The 21,710-nt window shown below is 53.1% G+C and carries 18 protein-coding genes; 8 read left to right on the top strand and 10 right to left on the bottom strand.

From position 1 onward, the window contains the following. Positions 1 to 101: 101 nt before the first annotated feature. Genes nanT through nanQ form a run of 4 tightly spaced genes read left to right on the top strand, consistent with a single transcriptional unit; the run spans position 102 to position 3,662 of the window. A complete protein-coding gene (nanT, locus tag ACJHW7_RS13875; protein ID WP_000108459.1) occupies positions 102 to 1,592 on the top strand; it encodes a sialic acid transporter NanT in 1,491 nt (496 codons plus the stop codon). A gap of 47 nt (positions 1,593 to 1,639) precedes the next feature. Next, entirely contained in the window at positions 1,640 to 2,329 is a 690-nt protein-coding gene (locus tag ACJHW7_RS13870; protein WP_021557257.1) for an N-acetylmannosamine-6-phosphate 2-epimerase, read from the top strand. Continuing rightward, positions 2,326 to 3,201: an N-acetylmannosamine kinase gene (gene nanK / locus ACJHW7_RS13865; protein ID WP_000209065.1), complete on the top strand. Its 876-nt coding sequence runs from the start codon at positions 2,326 to 2,328 to the stop codon at positions 3,199 to 3,201. Before ACJHW7_RS13870 ends, nanK begins: the two co-directional genes overlap by 4 nt. Further along, on the top strand, positions 3,198 to 3,662 hold the full coding sequence (gene nanQ, locus ACJHW7_RS13860; RefSeq protein ID WP_000979870.1) for an N-acetylneuraminate anomerase: 465 nt from the start codon (positions 3,198 to 3,200) through the stop codon (positions 3,660 to 3,662). Before nanK ends, nanQ begins: the two co-directional genes overlap by 4 nt. A gap of 59 nt (positions 3,663 to 3,721) precedes the next feature. Here nanQ and ACJHW7_RS13855 read toward each other — a convergent pair whose 3' ends face one another. The 3 genes from ACJHW7_RS13855 to gltB form a co-directional block, all read right to left on the bottom strand. Beyond that, entirely contained in the window at positions 3,722 to 4,849 is a 1,128-nt protein-coding gene (locus ACJHW7_RS13855) for a YhcG family protein (protein ID WP_000445143.1), read from the bottom strand. A 183-nt stretch (positions 4,850 to 5,032) separates the two neighbouring features. Then, the gene (gene gltD, locus ACJHW7_RS13850) at positions 5,033 to 6,451 is read right to left on the bottom strand and encodes a glutamate synthase subunit GltD (RefSeq protein ID WP_021557256.1); all 1,419 of its coding nucleotides are present in this window, start codon (positions 6,449 to 6,451) and stop codon (positions 5,033 to 5,035) included. Between the two features lie 12 nt (positions 6,452 to 6,463). Further along, positions 6,464 to 10,924 carry a glutamate synthase large subunit gene (gltB, locus tag ACJHW7_RS13845; protein WP_001388534.1) on the bottom strand — a complete coding sequence of 1,487 codons (4,461 nt, stop codon included), beginning with the start codon at positions 10,922 to 10,924 and terminating at the stop codon, positions 6,464 to 6,466. A 674-nt stretch (positions 10,925 to 11,598) separates the two neighbouring features. Here gltB and ACJHW7_RS13840 point away from each other — a divergent pair. The 4 genes from ACJHW7_RS13840 to mtgA all read left to right on the top strand — a co-directional run bounded on the left by ACJHW7_RS13840 (position 11,599) and on the right by mtgA (position 16,568). Continuing rightward, positions 11,599 to 12,528, top strand: coding sequence for a TIGR01212 family radical SAM protein (locus ACJHW7_RS13840; RefSeq protein WP_001299745.1), 930 nt, complete (start codon positions 11,599 to 11,601; stop codon positions 12,526 to 12,528). A gap of 95 nt (positions 12,529 to 12,623) precedes the next feature. Then, positions 12,624 to 14,960, top strand: a complete 2,337-nt coding sequence (arcB, locus tag ACJHW7_RS13835; RefSeq protein ID WP_000809774.1) for an aerobic respiration two-component sensor histidine kinase ArcB — start codon at positions 12,624 to 12,626, stop codon at positions 14,958 to 14,960. A gap of 229 nt (positions 14,961 to 15,189) precedes the next feature. Continuing rightward, on the top strand, positions 15,190 to 15,843 hold the full coding sequence (gene elbB / locus ACJHW7_RS13830; protein WP_001302019.1) for an isoprenoid biosynthesis glyoxalase ElbB: 654 nt from the start codon (positions 15,190 to 15,192) through the stop codon (positions 15,841 to 15,843). After that, complete coding sequence (gene mtgA / locus ACJHW7_RS13825) at positions 15,840 to 16,568, top strand: monofunctional biosynthetic peptidoglycan transglycosylase (RefSeq protein ID WP_000047091.1); 729 nt, start codon at positions 15,840 to 15,842, stop codon at positions 16,566 to 16,568. The genes elbB and mtgA overlap by 4 nt, the downstream gene beginning before the upstream one ends. On the opposite strand, the gene yrbL is transcribed toward mtgA, so the two are convergent. From yrbL to lptB, 7 genes are all read right to left on the bottom strand, one after another. Next, entirely contained in the window at positions 16,565 to 17,197 is a 633-nt protein-coding gene (gene yrbL, locus ACJHW7_RS13820; RefSeq protein WP_000620387.1) for a PhoP regulatory network protein YrbL, read from the bottom strand. The genes mtgA and yrbL overlap by 4 nt on opposite strands. Before the next feature lie 213 nt (positions 17,198 to 17,410). Further along, complete coding sequence (npr, locus tag ACJHW7_RS13815) at positions 17,411 to 17,683, bottom strand: PTS phosphocarrier protein NPr (RefSeq protein WP_000216791.1); 273 nt, start codon at positions 17,681 to 17,683, stop codon at positions 17,411 to 17,413. After that, on the bottom strand, positions 17,680 to 18,534 hold the full coding sequence (rapZ, locus tag ACJHW7_RS13810) for an RNase adapter RapZ (protein ID WP_000243741.1): 855 nt from the start codon (positions 18,532 to 18,534) through the stop codon (positions 17,680 to 17,682). The genes npr and rapZ overlap by 4 nt, the downstream gene beginning before the upstream one ends. A gap of 45 nt (positions 18,535 to 18,579) precedes the next feature. Next, a complete protein-coding gene (gene ptsN / locus ACJHW7_RS13805) occupies positions 18,580 to 19,071 on the bottom strand; it encodes a PTS IIA-like nitrogen regulatory protein PtsN (RefSeq protein WP_000183676.1) in 492 nt (163 codons plus the stop codon). 117 nt (positions 19,072 to 19,188) lie between these two features. After that, the gene (gene hpf / locus ACJHW7_RS13800; protein WP_001176599.1) at positions 19,189 to 19,476 is read right to left on the bottom strand and encodes a ribosome hibernation promoting factor; all 288 of its coding nucleotides are present in this window, start codon (positions 19,474 to 19,476) and stop codon (positions 19,189 to 19,191) included. A 22-nt stretch (positions 19,477 to 19,498) separates the two neighbouring features. After that, on the bottom strand, positions 19,499 to 20,932 hold the full coding sequence (rpoN, locus tag ACJHW7_RS13795) for an RNA polymerase factor sigma-54 (protein WP_000809051.1): 1,434 nt from the start codon (positions 20,930 to 20,932) through the stop codon (positions 19,499 to 19,501). A 47-nt stretch (positions 20,933 to 20,979) separates the two neighbouring features. Beyond that, positions 20,980 to 21,705, bottom strand: a complete 726-nt coding sequence (lptB, locus tag ACJHW7_RS13790; protein ID WP_000224099.1) for an LPS export ABC transporter ATP-binding protein — start codon at positions 21,703 to 21,705, stop codon at positions 20,980 to 20,982. Positions 21,706 to 21,710 lie beyond the last annotated feature (5 nt).

Raw genomic sequence — 21,710 nt, 5'->3', positions numbered from 1 at the left:
CCCCTCGCTCGCCCCTACCGGGTGAGGGGAAATAAACGCATCTGTACCCTACAATTTTCATACCAAAGCGTGTGGGCATCGCCCACCGCGGGAGACTCACAATGAGTACTACAACCCAGAATATCCCGTGGTATCGCCATCTCAATCGTGCACAATGGCGGGCATTTTCCGCTGCCTGGTTGGGATATCTGCTTGACGGTTTTGATTTCGTTTTAATCGCCCTGGTACTCACCGAAGTACAAGGTGAATTCGGGCTGACGACGGTGCAGGCGGCAAGTCTGATCTCCGCAGCCTTTATCTCTCGCTGGTTCGGCGGCCTGATGCTCGGCGCTATGGGTGACCGCTACGGGCGTCGTCTGGCAATGGTCACCAGCATCGTTCTCTTCTCGGCCGGGACGCTGGCCTGCGGCTTTGCGCCAGGCTACATCACCATGTTTATCGCTCGTCTGGTCATCGGCATGGGGATGGCGGGTGAATACGGTTCCAGCGCCACCTATGTCATTGAAAGCTGGCCAAAACATCTGCGTAACAAAGCCAGTGGCTTTCTGATTTCAGGCTTCTCTGTGGGGGCCGTCGTTGCCGCTCAGGTCTACAGCCTGGTGGTTCCGGTCTGGGGCTGGCGTGCGCTGTTCTTTATCGGCATTTTGCCAATTATCTTTGCTCTCTGGCTGCGTAAAAACATCCCGGAAGCGGAAGACTGGAAAGAGAAACACGCAGGTAAAGCACCAGTACGCACAATGGTGGATATTCTCTACCGTGGTGAACATCGCATTGCCAATATCGTAATGACACTGGCGGCGGCTACTGCGCTGTGGTTCTGCTTCGCCGGTAACCTGCAAAATGCCGCGATCGTCGCTGTTCTTGGGCTGTTATGCGCCGCAATCTTTATCAGCTTTATGGTGCAGAGTACGGGCAAACGCTGGCCAACTGGCGTAATGCTGATGGTGGTCGTGTTGTTTGCTTTCCTCTACTCATGGCCGATTCAGGCGCTGCTGCCAACGTATCTGAAAACCGATCTGGCTTATAACCCGCATACTGTCGCCAATGTGCTGTTCTTTAGTGGCTTTGGCGCGGCGGTGGGGTGCTGCGTCGGTGGCTTCCTCGGTGACTGGCTGGGAACCCGCAAAGCGTACGTTTGTAGTCTGTTGGCCTCGCAGCTGCTGATTATTCCGGTATTTGCGATTGGCGGTGCAAACGTCTGGGTGCTCGGTCTGTTACTGTTCTTCCAGCAAATGCTTGGACAAGGGATCGCCGGGATCTTACCGAAACTGATTGGCGGTTATTTCGATACCGACCAGCGTGCAGCGGGCCTGGGCTTTACCTATAACGTTGGCGCATTGGGTGGCGCACTGGCCCCAATCATCGGCGCGTTGATCGCTCAACGTCTGGATCTGGGTACTGCGCTGGCATCGCTCTCGTTCAGTCTGACATTTGTGGTGATCCTGCTGATTGGTCTGGATATGCCTTCCCGCGTTCAGCGTTGGCTGCGCCCGGAAGCATTGCGTACTCATGACGCTATCGACGGCAAACCATTTAGCGGTGCCGTGCCATTTGGCAGCGCCAAAAACGATTTAGTCAAAACCAAAAGTTAATCCTGTTGCCCGGTCTATGTACCGGGCCTTTCGCTAAGGGAAGATGTATGTCGTTACTTGCACAACTGGATCAAAAAATCGCTGCTAACGGTGGCCTGATTGTCTCCTGCCAGCCGGTTCCTGACAGCCCGCTCGATAAACCCGAAATCGTCGCAGCCATGGCATTAGCGGCAGAGCAGGCGGGCGCGGTTGCCATTCGCATCGAAGGTGTGGCAAATCTGCAAGCCACGCGTGCGGTGGTGAGCGTGCCGATTATTGGAATTGTGAAACGCGATCTGGAGGATTCTCCGGTACGCATCACGGCCTATATTGAAGATGTCGATGCGCTGGCGCAGGCGGGCGCGGACATTATCGCCATTGACGGCACCGACCGCCCGCGTCCGGTGCCTGTTGAAATGCTGCTGGCACGTATCCACCATCACGGTTTACTGGCGATGACCGACTGCTCAACGCCGGAAGACGGCCTGGCATGCCAAAAGCTGGGAGCCGAAATTATTGGCACTACGCTTTCTGGCTATACCACGCCTGAAACGCCAGAAGAGCCGGATCTGACGCTGGTGAAAAGGTTGAGCGACGCCGGATGTCGGGTGATTGCCGAAGGGCGTTACAACACGCCTGCTCAGGCGGCTGATGCGATGCGCCACGGCGCGTGGGCGGTGACGGTCGGTTCTGCCATTACGCGTCTTGAACACATTTGTCAGTGGTACAACACAGCGATGAAAAAGGCGGTGCTATGACCACGCTGGCGATTGATATCGGCGGTACTAAACTTGCCGCCGCGCTGATTGGCGCTGACGGGCAGATCCGCGATCGCCGAGAACTTCCTACGCCTGCCAGCCAGACTCCGCAGGCACTGCGTGATGCCTTATCCGCATTAGTCTCTCCGTTGCAAGCTCATGCGCAGCGGGTTGCCATCGCTTCAACCGGGATTATTCGCGACGGCAGCTTGCTGGCGCTGAATCCGCATAATCTTGGTGGATTGTTACACTTTCCGTTAGTCAAAACGCTGGAACAACTTACCAATTTGCCGACCATTGCCATTAACGACGCGCAGGCCGCAGCATGGGCAGAGTATCAGGCGCTGGAAGGCGATGTAACCGAGATGGTGTTTATCACCGTTTCCACTGGCGTCGGCGGCGGTGTAGTGAGCGGCGGCAAACTGCTTACCGGCCCTGGCGGTCTGGCGGGGCACATCGGGCATACGCTTGCCGATCCACACGGCCCAGTCTGCGGCTGTGGACGCACAGGTTGCGTGGAAGCGATTGCTTCTGGTCGCGGTATTGCAGCGGCAGCGCAGGGGGAGTTGGCTGGCGCGGATGCGAAAACTATTTTCATGCGCGCCGGACAGGGCGACGAGCAGGCGCAGCAGCTGATTCACCGCTCCGCACATGTGCTGGCAAGGCTGATCGCTGATATTAAAGCCACAACTGATTGTCAGTGCGTGGTGGTCGGTGGCAGCGTTGGTCTGGCAGAAGGGTATCTGGCGCTGGTGGAAACGTATCTGGCGCAGGAGCCAGCGGCATTTCATGTTGATTTACTGGCGGCGCACTACCGCCATGATGCAGGTTTACTTGGGGCTGCGCTGTTGGCCCAGGGAGAAAAATTATGATGATGGGTGAAGTACAGTCATTACCGTCTGCTGGGTTACATCCTGCGTTACAGGACGCGTTAACGCTGGCATTAGCTGCCAGACCGCAAGAAAAAGCGCCGGGTCGTTACGAATTACAGGGCGACAATATTTTTATGAATGTCATGACGTTTAACACTCAATCGCCCGTCGAGAAAAAAGCGGAATTGCACGAGCAATACATTGATATCCAGCTGTTATTAAAAGGTGAGGAACGGATTCTGTTTGGCACGGCAGGCACTGCGCGCCAGTGTGAAGAGTTCCACCATGAAGATGATTACCAGCTTTGCAGCGCCATTGAAAACGAGCAAACCATCAACTTAAAACCGGGAATGTTCGCCGTGTTTATGCCGGGAGAACCGCATAAACCAGGATGCGTTGTCGGCGAACCTGGTGAGATTAAAAAGGTTGTGGTGAAGGTTAAGGCTGATTTAATGGCTTAAAACTTAGTTCGTTTTAAAGATTCTGCAGACAGTGTCTGCAGAATTCGAAACCGCTGAAATTAACGGAGTCTATAGCCTTCTTCTAGCACCGCCTGTGTCCGAACGAGTTCATCCGCGAGTCGTTTTTCATCAGGTAGTTGCATCTTATATTCACTCGCCAGAACGGTGTTAGGCAAACCAGCCAGTGCATAATGCGCTTCTCCGACTCCTTTCTCTGCACAGAGAACCAGACCGATGGGCGGATTTTCATCCGGTAGCGTCCAGTGCTCTTTGGCGTAGTTGAGATACATATTCATCTGTCCGGCATCGCTATAGCTGAATTTGCCCACTTTTAGATCGACGATTAGCAGGCAGCGTAAACGGCGGTGGAAAAACAGCAGATCGACACGAAACCAGTTGTCATCAATGCGTAACCTTCGCTGCCGACCAACAAAGGCAAAATCATCCCCAAGTTCCAGCATGAAATCCATCAGGTGGTTGATCAGCGCCTCCTCAAAATCGGATTCTGAGTATTCATCTTTCAATTCCAGAAATTCGAGCACAAAGGGATCGCGTATCGCCTGTTGCGGAAGAATATGCGTCTCGGCAGGAGCGTGTTGTTGCAGCATGGCTGATTTGTCATGTGACAGCAGTGTTCGCTCATAAAATTGGGTCGCAATTTGCCGTTCTAGCTGGCGAACAGACCAGCCACAGCGGAGCGTCTCTTTTTCATAAAAGCTGCGGGCGTCAGCGTTTTTAACGGAAAGTAAACGGACGTAGGTGGACCAGGGCAGGGGGAAAGATTTGGCAGACAGCGTCTGCCAAATCTTTGCCGATGGGAATTCTGCAGATGGTGTCTGCGGAATTCCCAATGGTGTTAATTCGCCAGACACTGTCTGGCGAATTTCAACATGTTGAAAAAAGAGGTAAAAAAGCCTCATTTGGCGTAAGTTTTTTGCAGAGAACCCACGCTTATACCTTAGACTTAAATCCTTTGATAGTCGCTTGATTAGCTGCGCACCATACGCAGCCCTGGCCTCGCCACCTTGTTCAAATTCGACAATTCGTCGGCCAATTTCCCAGTATGTCGCGGTCATCAGCGCGTTAACGCTACGTACCGTTTCCGTTCGGGCGCTATCGACCAGGTGAATAATACCGTCGTGGATTTGCTGGTAGCCTGTTGAGGTTCTCTCTGAGAGCGATTCCATTATCTGTCCCTTTATATGGCGCTGCGTTGAATAATGGAATCAGCTATACGCCGGGCATCTGCCGGTAACAATCCAGATGTGCGTATTACATTGGTTTTCTTCAGATTATGCGAGGCGCTTTCCAGAACGAAAGGAGAATTTCAGCGCCGACTCTTTTCTGAGGAGGCGGCGCTGGGACAGAGCTTAAACTTCCAGCCAGTTCATAATGCCGTCTGCCGCCTTACGACCTTCGGCAATAGCGGTCACCACCAGATCGGAACCACGGACGATATCGCCGCCAGCAAAGATTTTCGGGTTGCTGGTCTGGAAAGCGTTGTCGTTGCCTTCCGGAGCGATGATGCGGCCTTGCGAATCCAGCTCGACGCTGTGTTTTGCCAGCCATTCCATGCTGTGTGGACGGAAACCAAACGCCATAATCACCGCATCTGCCGGAACGATATGTTCGGAACCTGCCACGATCTCCGCGCGGCGACGGCCTTTGGCGTCCGGTTCGCCCATTTCGGTACGCACCATTTTTACGCCGCTGACTTTGCCGTTACCGTTCACTTCAATTCCCAGTGGCTGGACATTGAATTTGAACTCTACACCTTCTTCCCGCGCGTTTTTCACTTCGCGGCGGGAACCCGGCATGTTCTCTTCATCACGACGATAGGCACAGGTAACGTGCTTTGCCCCCTGGCGTACAGACGTGCGCACGCAGTCCATCGCGGTATCGCCACCGCCAAGTACTACCACGCGTTTGCCTTCCATGCTGACGAACGGTTCTTCACGAGTTTCGCCAAAGCCCATTAACTGTTTGGTGTTGGCGATAAGGAACGGCAGCGCTGCGTACACGCCATCGGCGTCTTCGTTTTCCAGCCCGCCGCGCATTGACTGATAAGTCCCGACGCCAAGGAACACGGCATCGTAATCACTCAGCAGATCGTCCAGCTGTACGTCGCGGCCCACTTCGGTATTGAGTTTGAATTCAATACCCATGCCGGTGAAGATTTCACGGCGGCGCGTCATTACCTCTTTTTCCAGTTTGAAAGCCGGAATACCGAAGGTCAGCAAGCCGCCAATTTCCGGGTGACGGTCGAAGACGACCGCTTGTACGCCGTTGCGCGTCAGGACATCTGCACACGCCAGACCTGCCGGACCTGCGCCGATAATCGCCACTTTTTTACCGGTCTGTTTCACGCCGGACATATCCGGACGCCAGCCCATTTCGAACGCTTTATCATTGATATAACGCTCAATGTTGCCGATGGTCACCGCGCCAAACTCATCGTTCAGGGTGCAGGAACCTTCGCACAGACGGTCTTGCGGGCAGACACGTCCGCATACTTCCGGCAGAGTGTTGGTCTGATGCGACAGTTCTGCCGCTTCAAAAATACGCCCCTCGTTGGCGAGCTTCAGCCAGTTCGGGATGTAGTTGTGTACCGGGCATTTCCACTCGCAGTATGGGTTGCCGCACGACAGGCAGCGGTCAGCCTGCGCTTTGGCCTGGCCTTCGGAAAACGGCTCGTAAATTTCAACAAACTCAATTTTGCGGATCTTCAGCGGTTTCTTTGGCGGATCAACGCGCTGCAGGTCGATAAATTGATAAACATTCTGACTCATTGTTGCTACCCCTTACTGCGCCTGCACGCGCAACTCTGCTGCGCTACGACTACGATGACCCAGCAGTGCTTTGACATCACTGGACTTCGGTTTAACCAGCGCAAATTTAGTGGCGAAGGTTGACCAGTTCGCCAGAATCTCTTCACCACGCTGAGAACCGGTATGCTGAACATGCTCGGTGATAAGACCACGCAGATGCTCTTCATGGATCGCCAGATCGTCAACGCTTAAGACCTCGACCAGTTCCGGGTTAACGCGTTTGCGGAAATCGCCGCTTTCATCGAGAACGTAAGCGAAGCCGCCGGTCATGCCCGCACCGAAGTTAACGCCGGTTTTACCCAGAATGCAGACGATACCACCCGTCATATATTCACAACCGTTGTCGCCAATGCCTTCTACCACGGTGATAGCACCGGAGTTACGCACGCCGAAACGTTCACCCGCGCGGCCTGCGGCATACAGACGACCACCGGTCGCGCCATACAGGCAGGTGTTGCCGATAATACTTGCTTCATGGCTGCGGAAGGCGGAACCAACCGGAGGACGAATGGCGATTAAGCCGCCCGCCATGCCTTTACCGACATAGTCGTTGGCATCACCGGTCAGGTACAGTTCCACGCCGCCCGCGTTCCACACGCCGAAGCTCTGGCCTGCAGTGCCGTTGAAGTACGCTTTAATCGGATCGGCTGCCAGCCCCTGATCGCCATGCGTCTGGGCGATATAGCCTGAAAGCGACGCGCCGACAGAGCGGTCGGTGTTGCGGATATCGAACCAGAAGGTTTTGCTCTGGCGCTCATCGACAAACGGTTTCGCCTGTTGCAGCAACTGCGCGTTCAGCAGGCCGTTATCAAACGGCGGGTTGTTTTCGGTGCAGTAGAGTGCCTTACCTGGATGCGGTTCGGCGGTCTCCAGCAGCTTTGACAGCGCCAGTTTCTGCTGTTTGGCGGTGAACCCGTCCAGCTCTTTCAGCAGGTCGGTGCGACCAATCAGATCCACCAGACGTGTTACGCCAAGCTGTGCCATCAGCTCGCGTGTTTCACGGGCGATAAACTCAAAGTAATTCGTCACCTTGAATGGCAGGCCGTGATAGTGATTCTTACGCAGTTTGTCATCCTGAGTTGCTACACCCGTGGCGCAGTTGTTCAGGTGGCAAATACGCAGATATTTACAACCGAGCGCCACCATTGGGCCAGTGCCGAAGCCGAAGCTTTCCGCGCCGAGAATCGCCGCTTTGATGATATCGACACCCGTTTTCAGGCCGCCATCGACCTGCAAACGGATCTTATGACGCAGACCATTGGCAACCAGCGCCTGCTGGGTTTCAACAAGCCCCAGCTCCCACGGGCAACCTGCGTATTTCACTGACGACAGCGGGCTTGCGCCGGTGCCGCCGTCATAGCCTGCGATGGTGATTAAATCGGCATAAGCTTTCGCCACACCGGTGGCGATGGTACCAACGCCCGGTTCGGAAACCAGCTTCACGGAGATCATCGCTTTCGGGTTAACCTGCTTGAGGTCGAAAATGAGCTGCGCTAAGTCTTCGATAGAGTAGATATCGTGGTGCGGCGGCGGGGAGATCAGCGTCACGCCCGGCACCGAATAGCGCAGTTTGGCAATGTAAGGAGTGACTTTGTCGCCCGGCAACTGACCGCCTTCGCCCGGCTTCGCGCCCTGGGCGACTTTAATCTGAATGACGTCGGCATTGACCAGATACGCCGGAGTAACCCCAAAGCGACCGGACGCCACCTGCTTGATGCGCGACACTTTGTTGGTGCCGTAGCGCGCCGGATCTTCACCGCCTTCACCGGAGTTCGAGTTACCGCCGATGCTGTTCATCGCTTCCGCTAGCGCCTCGTGAGCTTCCGGGCTTAACGCGCCGATAGACATCGCCGCGGTATCGAAGCGTTTAAACAGTTCGCTTGCTGGTTCAACATCGGCAATGTTGACCGCGTTTTCACCCGGCGTAATTGCCAGCAGATCGCGCAGCGTGGTTGCCGGACGCTCATTAACCAGCTTCGCGTATTCCTGATAGTCGCTATACTCGCCGCTCTGTACCGCCTGTTGCAGCGTGCGCACCACGTCCGGGTTGTAGGCGTGGTATTCGCCGCCGTGGACGTATTTCAGCAGGCCGCCCTGGCTGATGGGCTTGCGCGCCAGCCAGGCACGTTTCGAGAGATTCAGCAGATCCTGCTGGAAGTCTTCAAAGCTCGCCCCCCCAATGCGGCTGACCGCCCCCTGGAAGCACAGGCCCACTACATCATCGTGCAAACCGACCGCTTCAAACAGTTTCGAGCAGCGGTAAGAGGCGATGGTGGAGATGCCCATTTTGGACATGATTTTGTACAAGCCTTTGTTGATGCCGTTACGGTAGTTGAGCATCACGGTACGATAATCTTTGGCAATCGCGTGGGTGTCTACCAGGCGGCCCAGCGTTTCATAGGCAAGGTACGGATAAATAGCCGTCGCGCCGAAACCCAGCAACACGGCGAAGTGGTGCGGATCGCGGGCGCTGGCGGTTTCGACGATGATGTTGGCATCGCAACGCAGGCTTTGATCGACCAGACGGGTCTGGATCGCGCCAACCGCCATTGGAGCCGGAACCGGCAGGCGATCTTTAGCGATATTCCGGTCGGAGAGCACCAGCAGCACGGTGCCGCTACGTACCATTTTTTCGGCTTTGTCGCACAGCTCTTTGACCGTCGCTTCGAGCGTGGTTTTGGTGACGTCAAAGGTGATATCCAGCGTATCTGCGCGGTAGTGCTCCTCTTTCATCGTCGTGAGCTGTTTGAAATCGGAGTAGAGCAGAATCGGCGATTTAAAGCTTAAACGGTGCGCCTGGCCCTCTGCTTCGCAAAAGACGTTCATTTCACGACCGATACTGGTGGCGAGCGACATAACATGCGCTTCACGCAGCGGGTCGATTGGCGGGTTAGTCACCTGGGCAAACTGCTGGCGGAAGTAGTCGTAAATAATGCGCGGCTGACTGGAGAGCACGGCGAATGGGGTATCATCGCCCATCGAACCGACCGCTTCCTGACCGTTTTCGCCCAGTACGCGAATTACGGAGTCCAGCTCTTCCGCGCTGTAGTTAAACTGTTTCTGGTAGCTGGCAAGCGTGTCGTCGTCCAGTTCGCGACTACCCACTTCTTCATCGGGCAGATCTTCAAACGGTACCAGTCGGCGGACGTTTTTCTCCATCCACTCTTTATAAGGGTGGCGGCTTTTCAGATCGTCATCGGTTTCTGCCGAGTGCAGAATACGCCCACTGCGAGTGTCGATTACCATCAGTTCGCCTGGCCCGACGCGGCCTTTTTCGACCACTTCGTCAGGCTGGTAATCCCAGATACCGACTTCAGAGGCGCAGGTGATGAGCTTATCTTTGGTGATGACGTAGCGCGCCGGACGCAGACCGTTACGGTCGAGGTTACAGGCGGCAAAACGACCGTCAGACATCACGATGCCCGCCGGGCCATCCCACGGCTCCATATGCATGGAGTTAAAGTCAAAGAAGGCACGCAGTTCCGGGTCCATATCCGGGTTGTTCTGCCAGGCGGGCGGCACTAACAGACGCATAGCGCGGATGATATCCATCCCGCCTGCCAGCAGCAGTTCCAGCATGTTATCCATCGAACTGGAGTCAGAGCCGGTTTCGTTGACGAACGGTGCGGCGTCGTGCAGGTCAGGGATAAGCGGCGTCTGGAATTTATAGGTACGCGCACGCGCCCACTGACGGTTACCGGTAATGGTGTTGATTTCACCGTTATGCGCCAGATAGCGGAACGGCTGCGCCAGCGGCCAGCGCGGTACGGTGTTAGTGGAGAAGCGCTGGTGGAACAGGCAAATGGCCGATTCCAGACGCAGGTCCGCAAGATCCAGATAAAAGCGCGGCAGATCCGCCGGCATACACAGACCTTTATAGATGTTCACCAGATTCGACAGGCTACAGACGTAGAAGTCTTTGTCGGCTTCGAGACGCTTTTCAATGCGGCGGCGGGCGATAAACAGACGGCGCTCCATATCGCGTGGACGCCAGCCTGCCGGGGCGTTCACAAAAATTTGCTCAATGCGTGGCAGAGAGGAGAGGGCGATTTCACCCAGCACGCCTTCGTTAGTGGGGACATCACGCCAGCCCACAATCGACAAGGTTTCGCGTTGCAGTTCTTCTTCAACGATGCGGCGTGCGGCAGCGGCGAGTTCAGGATCTTTATTCAGGAATAGCATCCCGACGGCGTAGTTTTTCGCTAAACGCCAGCCGCGCTCCTGCGCAACGATGCGAAAAAAGCGATCCGGTTTTTGTAACAGCAAGCCGCAACCGTCACCGGTTTTACCATCGGCGAGAATCGCGCCACGGTGCTGCATGCGGGCCAGTGCGTGTATTGCAGTACGCACTACCTTGTGGCTAGGTTCGCCTTCTATGTGGGCGATCAGGCCGAAACCACAGTTATCCCTCTCAAGGGATTTATCGTACAACATATCGTGAACCTCCCCCAGGCTCTGCGGGAACCCCACTTCCGAACCGCTGCGCACGGGCACAGAAAGAGCGTGGCGACGGGGTTTGCGTGTCATACGCGCGCCTCGCATTCGCCCCCTTGTTGTCCTTTTCGCATCGGTTAATACGGTGAAGAGGGGATCTCAATTACTGCATAAATATGATGAGCAGGCTGCTCATCCAGAAAGCTTCCAGCGGATTTCCAACTTATCGGGAAAGCTGATACAGGTCAAATGGCAAGCTTATTGGTACAGAAATGTGCTTTAGCGCAAAATTCTTTATTAATTGACTGAAATTAAAATAGATTTTCTAATTAAGGCTAAAAGGAGCGTCGTTAGAGAAACAGCCAATTCCTGACTGTCATAAAGGCGTGTTAACCCTTATCCTGCCTTGAACTGACGAGAAAACCAGCATTTTATACTGCCTTAATTGGTAATGGCGTTTCATGCTACTGTTTTTGCCTAAAATCCATAAGGAGATAAAAAAATCTGACACAAGATAAGCAAAAGTGATTTATGTGATTATGCATGAAATTTCGGTAATTTTGATTGATTATGCAGTTGGTAAAGGCAGGCCGGGACGATTGATCCAGGTCATCGCCGAAATGAGCTAAAAATGGCAGGCTTTGGCCTCTTTTCAAGGCGCGGTCTATCAGATTATGCAGTTACAGAAATTAGTCAATATGTTTGGTGGTGATCTCACCCGTCGTTATGGGCAAAAGGTGCATAAGCTGACGCTGCATGGCGGTTTTAGCTGCCCTAACCGTGACGGTACCATCGGGCGTGGCGGCTGCACATTCTGTAATGTTGCCTCGTTTGCTGATGAAGCGCAGCAACATCGTTCCATTGCCGAGCAACTGGCGCACCAGGCGAATTTAGTTAACCGCGCTAAACGCTATCTGGCCTACTTTCAGGCGTATACCAGCACCTTTGCGGAAGTTCAGGTGCTGCGTTCTATGTATCAGCAGGCGGTGAGCCAGGCCAATATTGTCGGTTTGTGTGTTGGTACCCGCCCGGACTGCGTGCCGGATGCGGTGCTGGATCTGCTTTGCGAATATAAGGACCAGGGTTACGAAGTGTGGCTGGAGCTGGGGCTACAAACCGCCCACGACAAAACACTGCATCGCATCAACCGCGGCCATGATTTTGCCTGTTATCAGCGTACAACCCAGCTGGCACGTCAGCGCGGGCTGAAGGTGTGTTCCCACTTAATTGTCGGCCTGCCTGGCGAAGGGCAGGCTGAATGTTTGCAAACGCTGGAGCGCGTGGTTGAAACCGGCGTGGACGGCATAAAGCTGCATCCGCTGCATATTGTGAAAGGCAGCATTATGGCGAAAGCCTGGGAAGCGGGGCGTTTGAACGGTATTGAACTGGAGGATTACACACTCACTGCCGGAGAAATGATTCGCCATACGCCACCGGAAGTGATCTACCACCGCATTTCCGCCAGCGCCCGTCGCCCGACGCTGCTTGCTCCGCTGTGGTGCGAAAATCGATGGACGGGAATGGTCGAGCTGGATCGCTATCTGAATGAACATGGCGTACAGGGATCGGCGCTGGGACGTCCGTGGCTACCTCCTACGGAGTAGGTCATTGAGGGGAATTCCGCATTTCTCACACAATTTATAACGTAACTGTCAGAATTGGGTATTATTGGGGCAGGTTGTCGTGAAGGAATTCCCTAATGAAGCAAATTCGTCTGCTGGCGCAGTATTATGTTGACCTGATGATGAAGTTAGGTCTGGTGCGCTTCTCAATGTTGCTGGCGCTGGCCCTCGTCGTTCTTGCCATTGTGGTACAAATGGCGGTAACCATGGTGCTGCATGGTCAGGTCGAAAGCATTGATGTTATTCGTTCTATCTTCTTTGGTTTGCTGATTACGCCGTGGGCGGTCTACTTTCTATCGGTGGTCGTCGAGCAACTGGAGGAGTCACGACAACGTCTGTCACGGCTGGTGCAAAAACTGGAGGAGATGCGCGAGCGCGATTTGAGCCTCAACGTTCAGTTAAAAGATAATATTGCCCAGCTAAATCAGGAAATTGCCGTTCGTGAAAAAGCGGAAGCAGAACTGCAGGAAACCTTCGGCCAACTGAAAATTGAAATCAAAGAGCGCGAAGAGACACAAATTCAGCTCGAGCAGCAATCCTCATTCTTACGTTCCTTCCTTGATGCTTCACCCGACCTGGTTTTTTATCGTAACGAAGATAAAGAGTTTTCCGGCTGTAACCGCGCGATGGAGCTGCTGACCGGAAAAAGCGAAAAACAACTGGTTCATCTGAAACCTGCTGATGTTTACTCACCGGAAGCCGCTGCGAAAGTCATTGAAACCGATGAAAAAGTGTTCCGTCATAATGTGTCACTGACCTATGAGCAGTGGCTGGATTATCCCGACGGACGCAAAGCCTGCTTTGAAATTCGTAAAGTGCCGTACTACGACCGCGTGGGTAAACGTCACGGTTTGATGGGCTTTGGTCGCGACATTACCGAGCGTAAGCGGTATCAGGATGCGCTTGAACGCGCCAGCCGCGACAAAACGACGTTTATTTCCACCATCAGTCACGAATTGCGTACACCGCTGAACGGTATCGTCGGCCTGAGCCGCATCCTACTGGATACCGAACTCACCGCCGAGCAGGAAAAATATCTCAAAACTATCCATGTTTCGGCCGTCACGCTGGGGAATATCTTCAACGATATTATCGACATGGATAAGATGGAACGGCGCAAGGTCCAGCTTGATAATCAGCCGGTTGATTTCACCAGCTTCCTTGCCGATCTGGAAAATCTCTCCGCCTTGCAGGCGCAACAAAAAGGATTGCGCTTTAACCTGGAGCCTACGCTGCCATTACCGCATCAGGTCATTACCGACGGGACGCGTTTACGGCAGATCCTGTGGAACCTCATCAGTAACGCCGTCAAATTCACCCAGCAAGGCCAGGTTACCGTGCGCGTGCGCTACGATGAAGGCGATATGCTGCATTTTGAAGTGGAAGATTCTGGTATCGGCATTCCGCAGGATGAGCTGGATAAAATCTTCGCCATGTATTACCAGGTGAAAGACAGTCATGGCGGTAAACCTGCCACCGGCACCGGTATTGGTCTGGCCGTTTCTCGTCGTCTGGCGAAAAATATGGGCGGCGATATTACGGTTACCAGCGAACAGGGCAAAGGTTCAACCTTTACGTTGACGATCCACGCACCGTCGGTGGCAGAAGAGGTCGATGATGCGTTTGATGAAGACGATATGCCTTTACCGGCGCTGAATGTGCTACTGGTGGAAGACATTGAACTGAACGTGATTGTCGCGCGTTCTGTGCTGGAAAAATTAGGTAACAGCGTTGATGTCGCCATGACCGGCAAGGCGGCGCTGGAGATGTTTAAACCGGGCGAATACGACCTGGTGTTGCTGGATATTCAGTTGCCAGATATGACCGGGCTGGATATCTCTCGTGAACTGACGAAGCGTTATCCGCGCGAGGATTTACCGCCGCTGGTGGCTTTAACCGCTAACGTGCTGAAAGACAAGCAAGAGTACCTCAATGCTGGAATGGATGATGTGCTGAGTAAGCCGCTTTCTGTTCCGGCGCTAACCGCGATGATCAAGAAATTCTGGGATACCCAGGATGATGAGGAGAGTACGGTGACGACAGAAGAGAACAGTAAATCAGAAGCATTGCTCGATATTCCCATGCTGGAACAGTATCTCGAACTTGTAGGACCGAAGCTGATCACCGACGGGTTAGCGGTGTTTGAGAAGATGATGCCGGGCTATGTCAGCGTGCTGGAGTCGAATCTGACGGCGCAGGATAAAAAAGGCATTGTTGAGGAAGGACATAAAATTAAAGGTGCGGCGGGGTCAGTGGGGTTACGCCATCTGCAACAGCTGGGTCAGCAAATTCAGTCTCCTGACCTTCCTGCCTGGGAAGATAACGTTGGTGAATGGATTGAAGAGATGAAAGAAGAGTGGCGTCACGACGTAGAAGTGCTGAAAGCGTGGGTGGCAAAAGCCACTAAAAAATGACCCCGGCTAGACCGGGGTGCGCGAATACTGCGCCAACACCAGGGAAATCTTGGCTGCGCCGTAAATTATTATGATGAGTTACAAGGGCACAGCACTGTTTTTCAGGCCGCACGCAGTTAAGATAGCAAAACTTAAATGATTTGTTACATGAATCAGTTAAATGTGTGATGCGTACCATTTTTATTAAAAAAATTAATGTGTTTCAGTCAATTGCGAAAGGATGATCACAATGAAGAAAATTGGCGTAATTCTGAGCGGATGCGGTGTCTATGACGGTTCTGAAATTCATGAAGCGGTGTTGACGTTGTTAGCTATTTCACGCAGCGGTGCGCAGGCGGTCTGCTTTGCACCGGATAAGCAGCAGGTTGATGTTATCAACCATTTAACTGGCGAAGCGATGACGGAAACGCGCAATGTGCTGATTGAAGCGGCACGAATAACGCGCGGTGAAATCCGTCCTCTGGCCCAGGCCGATGCCGCTGAACTGGATGCGTTGATTGTGCCGGGGGGGTTTGGCGCGGCAAAGAATTTAAGCAATTTTGCCAGTCTTGGTCGCGAATGCACCGTTGACCGTGAATTAAAGGCGCTGGCACAAGCGATGCATCAGGCCGGAAAACCGCTTGGTTTTATGTGTATTGCCCCGGCGATGCTGCCGAAAATTTTCGATTTCCCGCTGCGTTTGACCATCGGTACTGATATCGATACCGCAGAAGTGCTGGAAGAGATGGGCGCAGAGCATGTGCCGTGTCCTGTCGATGATATCGTGGTTGATGAAGACAATAAGATTGTCACCACCCCGGCATATATGCTGGCGCAGAACATTGCAGAAGCGGCGAGCGGCATTGATAAGCTGGTTTCCCGCGTGCTGGTTCTGGCTGAATGAGTAAAAGCCGCTTAACGGTGTTTAGTTTCGTTCGCCGTTTTCTTCTGCGGTTAATGGTTGTCCTCGCCGTTTTCTGGGGCGGGGGCATCGCGTTGTTTAGCGTTGCGCCTGTTCCTTTCTCAGCGGTAATGGTCGAGCGACAGGTCAGCGCCTGGCTGCATGGCAATTTTCGTTACGTGGCACATTCTGACTGGGTCAGTATGGATCAAATCTCGCCGTGGATGGGACTGGCGGTGATTGCCGCAGAAGATCAGAAATTTCCTGAGCACTGGGGCTTTGATGTCGCTTCCATTGAGAAAGCCCTGGCGCACAACGAGCGCAATGAAAACCGTATTCGCGGTGCTTCAACGATTTCTCAGCAGACGGCCAAAAATCTCTTTTTATGGGATGGGCGTAGCTGGGTTCGAAAAGGGCTGGAAGCCGGATTAACGCTGGGGATAGAAACAGTCTGGAGCAAAAAGCGTATCCTGACGGTTTACCTGAATATCGCCGAATTTGGCGACGGTGTGTTTGGCGTCGAAGCTGCGGCACAACGTTATTTCCACAAACCCGCGAGCAAACTTACCCGATCGGAAGCTGCCTTACTGGCAGCTGTATTACCTAATCCACTTCGTTTCAAAGTCTCCTCGCCATCGGGCTACGTGCGTAGCCGTCAGGCGTGGATTTTACGGCAGATGTATCAGTTAGGCGGTGAGCCGTTTATGCAACAACACCAGCTGGATTAAGCTTCGCGCGAAGTGAGGGCCAGCGTTTTGCTCTCACGAGGTTGCAGATCTTTCTGCAGGGCAATAGCCAGCGCCGGTTGGGCGATAAATCGTTTCCATAACCGCTCTTGCTTACGCAGACAACACCACTTCGACCAGGTCGCCAGTGGAATCAATGTGCTTTCACCAATGTTGTCGCAGACGACCGGGATAACCTCTGACTCACTGATGCGGTGACAGAGGATATTCTGCGGCTTCAGCGACATCGTCACGATACGGTTATCCTGCAAATAACGCTTCAGCTGTTTCAGTAGCTGGCGCAGTTGTGCAATGTCTTCTTCGTAACGGCATTGCTCAGCAAATTCGGTCAGCGTAATGGAGGGTTTGCCGTCAAAATCTGCAATCACATCGTAGACATAACCGGTTCCGCAATCCGTCTCAACGGTACCGTGATAGCGCGGTATTCCACTCCAGTCTTTTAACCGGCGACCAAGATGCGCGTAGTACTTTAACTCACGGCGGATCTCTTTATCGCCACCATCGCCACGATGGTAGACAATCTTGATACAGCGTTGGGCATCTTCCGGATGCGCATAACATTTCCGATGTCTTCCGGTGCCCAGGGGATTTTGTTCAGATAAGCGAATCATGCCATCTCCTGGAAATATTTTCTGACGATCTCCAGTATGGTCGATTAACTTAAACAAAACCTAAACAATGCCTCTTAAGGTTTTCTTAAGGTTCTTCTGAAAGTGAAAAGCGCACAAAATGTACAAATGACGTTGATTGAGAACGATTTCAGTACGTGATTTTCTTATTGTCGGGGGGAGTTTGAAGGGAGTTGTATGTCAAAGTGATGAAGATTAATCTTCATCAAAACCAGAGTTAAAGAGGGCGATAACGGCTGCCAGTGCTTCCTCTTCCTGTGGGCCGGTCGCTTCAACTTCAATCTGCCGTCCTTTGGCAGAATCTAACATCAGCAGCGCAATAACGCTGTTGGCTTCGGCCTCGGTGCCTTCGTCATTACGTAACAGCACTTCAGCGTCAAAACCCTGCATTAATTCAAACAGCTTCATTGCAGGCCGGGCATGCATGCCCAGCTTGTTTGTGATTTCAACAGTTTGCTTGACGGTCATGGTTTACGTTTTTCCAGCGTACGATGGCGTGACTGGACGTTTTTACCGCGCGAGCGGAAGTAGTCTGCCAGTTGCTCTGCAATATACACCGAACGGTGCTTCCCGCCGGTACAACCAATGGCGACCGTCAGGTAGCTACGGTTGTTGGTTTCCAGCATAGGTAACCATAGCTCAAGATAGCTTCGCGTCTGGTAGATAAAATTGTGTACTTCTGTGTGGCGGTCGAGGAACGCGGCGACGGGCTTATCAAGACCTGTCATTGGACGCAGTTTCGGATCCCAGTGCGGGTTCGGCAAGAAGCGCACGTCAAAGACGTAATCTGCATCGATAGGGATACCGTGTTTGAAGCCGAAAGACTCAAAGACCATTGTCAGTTCGCGTTCACGTTTACCCAGCAGACGGGTACGCAGCATTTCAGCCAGCTCGTGAACGGACATTTCTGAGGTATCGACAATCAGATCCGCTCGCGAACGCAGAGGCTCCAGCAAATCGCTTTCTTTGTCGATAGCACTTTCCAGCGACAGGTTTTTGCTGGAAAGCGGATGCAGTCGGCGCGTGTCACTGTAACGACGAATTAAGGTATTACGGTCGGCATCCAGGAACAGTAGTTGCGGTGAGAAAGCGTCAGGCAGGTTACTCATCGCCTGTTCGAATATTTCTGGTGACTCCGGCATATTACGAACATCAATGCTGACGGCGGCAGAAATCTCGCGATCGGCCAGGGTTCGAGCCAGATCGGGTAACAACACTACGGGAAGGTTATCCACGCAGTAAAAACCCATATCTTCCAGCGCACGCAGGGCGACAGATTTACCTGAACCTGAACGTCCGCTGACGATCATCAGTACCATGTACTGTTTCTCCTCACAACGTCTAAAAGAGACATTACCGAATAACTACGCTTCATCCGGAGTACCTTCGGTATCCGTAATGATTTGATACAGCTCTTCATCGCTCTGGGCTGCGCGTAAACGGCGGCAGATGGTTTTGTCCGCCAGACGTTTCGCCACCAGCGACAGAGTATGCAGGTGCGTTTTAGTTTGGTCTGCCGGCACCAGCAGGGCAAAAAGTAAGTCCACCGGTTGGTTGTCGATGGCATCGAAAGCTATAGGCGTTTCGAGCTGAACGAAAACGCCAACGGCACGCAGAGTATCTTCTTCCAGTTTGCCATGCGGAATTGCAATACCATTGCCGATACCGGTACTGCCCATTTTTTCCCGCGTCAGGATAGCTTCAAAAACCACCTGAGGCGGCAGGCTAAGTTGTTTCGCCGCCAGCTCGCTGATGATTTCCAGGGCGCGTTTTTTGCTCTGACAGTGGACGCGGCTTCGCGTACATTCCCTGTTAAGAACACTGCTAAGCTGTAGAGTTGTATCATTATTTGTCATAATTTCACCTAAGAACCTGCCCACTCAAACAGTGGAACAGGCTCGGAGCATTAACCGTACAAATGGCCCGTTGTGCCGCACAACAGGCCGCCATGCACATGCTAATTGCCCGGACAATTAGTGTTGTTTCAGTTTATCTTTATGTTTGGTCAACTGGCGTGCCAGCTTATCAATTAAGCCATCAATGGCAGCGTACATGTCCTGACCTTCCGCGCTGGCATGAATTTCACCACCGTTTACATGCAGTGTTGCATCTGAGGTGTGGGTGACTTTCTCCACTTTCAGAACAACATAGACCTGGTTGATTCGGTCAAAATATTGCTCAAGTTTGGCAAATTTGGCTGTAACAAATTCGCGCAGTGCCTCGGTGATCTCGACGTTATTTCCGGTAATGTTGAGCTGCATAGTGTCTTCCTTATCGGTTGGGTCAAACGAGCTGTTTACGCTGGTTTGACGGCGGAATGGATAAAGACTCTCGGTACTTCGCAACAGTGCGGCGTGCCACCATGATACCTTGTTCCGACAGCAAAGAGGTTAACTTGCTGTCGCTCAACGGTTTCGCTGGGTTTTCCGCCGCGATTAATTTCTTCACCAGCGCACGAATCGCCGTGGAGGAAGCTTCGCCGCCGCCCTCGGTATTGACGTGACTGGAAAAGAAATACTTCAGTTCAAAAATGCCTCGTGGACTATGCAGGTATTTTTGCGTGGTCACGCGAGATATCGTCGATTCATGCATTTCGACAGCCTGGGCGATATCGGCCAGTACCATCGGTTTCATATATTCTTCACCTTGCTCAAAGAAGGCTTGCTGCTGTTCAACGATACAGCGACTCACGCGCAGTAGCGTATCGTTACGGCTTTCCAGACTCTTGATCAACCATTTGGCATCCTGCAGATTGCTGCGGATAAACTGGCTGTCACCATCGTTGCGCGCGTTATTGCACATCGAGGCGTAGTGCTGGTTGATTTGCAGACGCGGAATGCTGTCACTGTTGAGTTCTACCGTCCAGTGACCGTTATGCTTACGCACCAGCACATCTGGAATGACATACTCAGGTTCGCCAGTCTGGATCGACTGCCCGGGGCGCGGATCGAGCGACTGGATCAGATTGACGGCTTCTTTCAGCACATCTTCTTTCAGACGCGTGACGCGCATTAAAGTGCGGAAGTCGTGATTGGCTAACAGATCGAGATGATCGCTAATGATCAGTCTGGCCTCTTCCAGCCACGGCGTGGTTTTATCGAATTGGGAGAGTTGGATTAGCAGGCAGTCACGCAGATCTTTTGCCGCTACACCGACCGGATCAAACCGTTGGATCCGCTTAAGGACGGCTTCAACCTCGTCGATGTCGATCTCTTCATCGCCCATACTTTCGAGAATATCTTCCAGCGGGACAGTCAGATAACCGGTGTCATCAACGGCATCGACGATAGAGGTAGCAATAGCGCGGTCAGTGTCGGAAAACGGTGTCAGCTCGACCTGCCACATCAGGTAATCCTGCAAGGTCTGCGTCGTTTCGCCCTGATAGACCGGCAGCTCATCGTCAATGTAGTCACCGCTGGTGCCGGATGGTGTACCAGCGGTGTAAATGGTGTCCCAACTGGCATCGAGCGGCAGCTCTTCCGGCATCTCTTTTTGTTCGAGCGCGTCGGCGGTGTCCAGCGTTTCACTGTCTTGCGTTTCGCGGGTGTCGATTTCTTCATGAGTGTCGATTTGCTCAAGCAGCGGATTACTCTCCAGCGCCTGCTGTAGCTCCTGCTGAAGTTCCAGCGTCGACAACTGCAACAGACGAATTGCCTGTTGGAGCTGTGGCGTCATCGCCAGTTGTTGGCTAAGCCTGAGTTGCAAACCTTGCTTCATGTTCAGAATCGTACTCTCCTGCTAAAACGTCGCAAACTTCTACCCTATCAGAGTCTGAAGTCTTCCCCAAGGTATACACGCTTAACGTGTTCGTCTTGTAAGATTTCTGTAGGCGTGCCGTGGGCGATCAAATGCCCCTGACTGACGATATAAGCGCGTTCACAAACCGCCAGTGTTTCACGCACGTTGTGGTCAGTGATCAGCACGCCCAGGCCGCTGTCGCGCAGGTGCTCAATGATGCGTTTAATGTCGATAACCGAGATCGGGTCAACCCCGGCAAACGGTTCGTCGAGCAGAATAAATTTCGGATTCGCAGCCAGTGCGCGGGCAATTTCTACACGGCGACGTTCACCCCCGGAGAGTGACTGCCCCATGCTGTCACGCAGGTGCTCAATGTGAAACTCTTCCATCAGCTCGTTCGCGCGGTCTTCACGTTGTTCAGCAGACAAGTCGTCACGAATTTGCAGTACCGCCATCAGGTTATCGTAAACGCTGAGGCGACGGAAAATGGAGGCTTCCTGTGGCAGATAGCCGATACCGCGGCGCGCGCGTGCATGCAGAGGCAGCAGACTGATATCGTCATCATCAATAATGATGTTGCCCGCATCGCGCGGCACAATGCCTACAACCATGTAGAAAGTGGTGGTCTTACCGGCACCGTTTGGCCCCAGCAGACCGACAATTTCCCCGGAGTTGACGGTCAGGCTGACGTCTTCTACCACGCGACGGCCTTTATAGGCTTTTGCAAGGTTCTTTGCAGTTAATGTTGCCATAACGA

Source organism: Escherichia sp. WS1152, from assembly GCF_046487665.1.
Taxonomy (GTDB): domain Bacteria; phylum Pseudomonadota; class Gammaproteobacteria; order Enterobacterales; family Enterobacteriaceae; genus Escherichia; species Escherichia coli.
The sequence above is the reverse complement of the archived record's forward strand: the minus strand, read 5'-3'. Positions and strand labels throughout refer to the sequence as shown.

Excerpts from the sequence above, each read along its gene's own strand:
- nanT (WP_000108459.1), top strand. The coding sequence starts at position 102 with ATGAGTACTACAACCCAGAATATCCCGTGGTATCGCCATCTCAATCGT.
- ACJHW7_RS13870 (WP_021557257.1), top strand. The coding sequence starts at position 1,640 with ATGTCGTTACTTGCACAACTGGATCAAAAAATCGCTGCTAACGGTGGC.
- nanK (WP_000209065.1), top strand. The coding sequence starts at position 2,326 with ATGACCACGCTGGCGATTGATATCGGCGGTACTAAACTTGCCGCCGCG.
- nanQ (WP_000979870.1), top strand. The coding sequence starts at position 3,198 with ATGATGATGGGTGAAGTACAGTCATTACCGTCTGCTGGGTTACATCCT.
- ACJHW7_RS13855 (WP_000445143.1), bottom strand. The coding sequence starts at position 4,849 with ATGGAATCGCTCTCAGAGAGAACCTCAACAGGCTACCAGCAAATCCAC.
- gltD (WP_021557256.1), bottom strand. The coding sequence starts at position 6,451 with ATGAGTCAGAATGTTTATCAATTTATCGACCTGCAGCGCGTTGATCCG.
- gltB (WP_001388534.1), bottom strand. The coding sequence starts at position 10,924 with ATGTTGTACGATAAATCCCTTGAGAGGGATAACTGTGGTTTCGGCCTG.
- ACJHW7_RS13840 (WP_001299745.1), top strand. The coding sequence starts at position 11,599 with ATGCAGTTACAGAAATTAGTCAATATGTTTGGTGGTGATCTCACCCGT.
- arcB (WP_000809774.1), top strand. The coding sequence starts at position 12,624 with ATGAAGCAAATTCGTCTGCTGGCGCAGTATTATGTTGACCTGATGATG.
- elbB (WP_001302019.1), top strand. The coding sequence starts at position 15,190 with ATGAAGAAAATTGGCGTAATTCTGAGCGGATGCGGTGTCTATGACGGT.
- mtgA (WP_000047091.1), top strand. The coding sequence starts at position 15,840 with ATGAGTAAAAGCCGCTTAACGGTGTTTAGTTTCGTTCGCCGTTTTCTT.
- yrbL (WP_000620387.1), bottom strand. The coding sequence starts at position 17,197 with ATGATTCGCTTATCTGAACAAAATCCCCTGGGCACCGGAAGACATCGG.
- npr (WP_000216791.1), bottom strand. The coding sequence starts at position 17,683 with ATGACCGTCAAGCAAACTGTTGAAATCACAAACAAGCTGGGCATGCAT.
- rapZ (WP_000243741.1), bottom strand. The coding sequence starts at position 18,534 with ATGGTACTGATGATCGTCAGCGGACGTTCAGGTTCAGGTAAATCTGTC.
- ptsN (WP_000183676.1), bottom strand. The coding sequence starts at position 19,071 with ATGACAAATAATGATACAACTCTACAGCTTAGCAGTGTTCTTAACAGG.
- hpf (WP_001176599.1), bottom strand. The coding sequence starts at position 19,476 with ATGCAGCTCAACATTACCGGAAATAACGTCGAGATCACCGAGGCACTG.
- rpoN (WP_000809051.1), bottom strand. The coding sequence starts at position 20,932 with ATGAAGCAAGGTTTGCAACTCAGGCTTAGCCAACAACTGGCGATGACG.
- lptB (WP_000224099.1), bottom strand. The coding sequence starts at position 21,705 with ATGGCAACATTAACTGCAAAGAACCTTGCAAAAGCCTATAAAGGCCGT.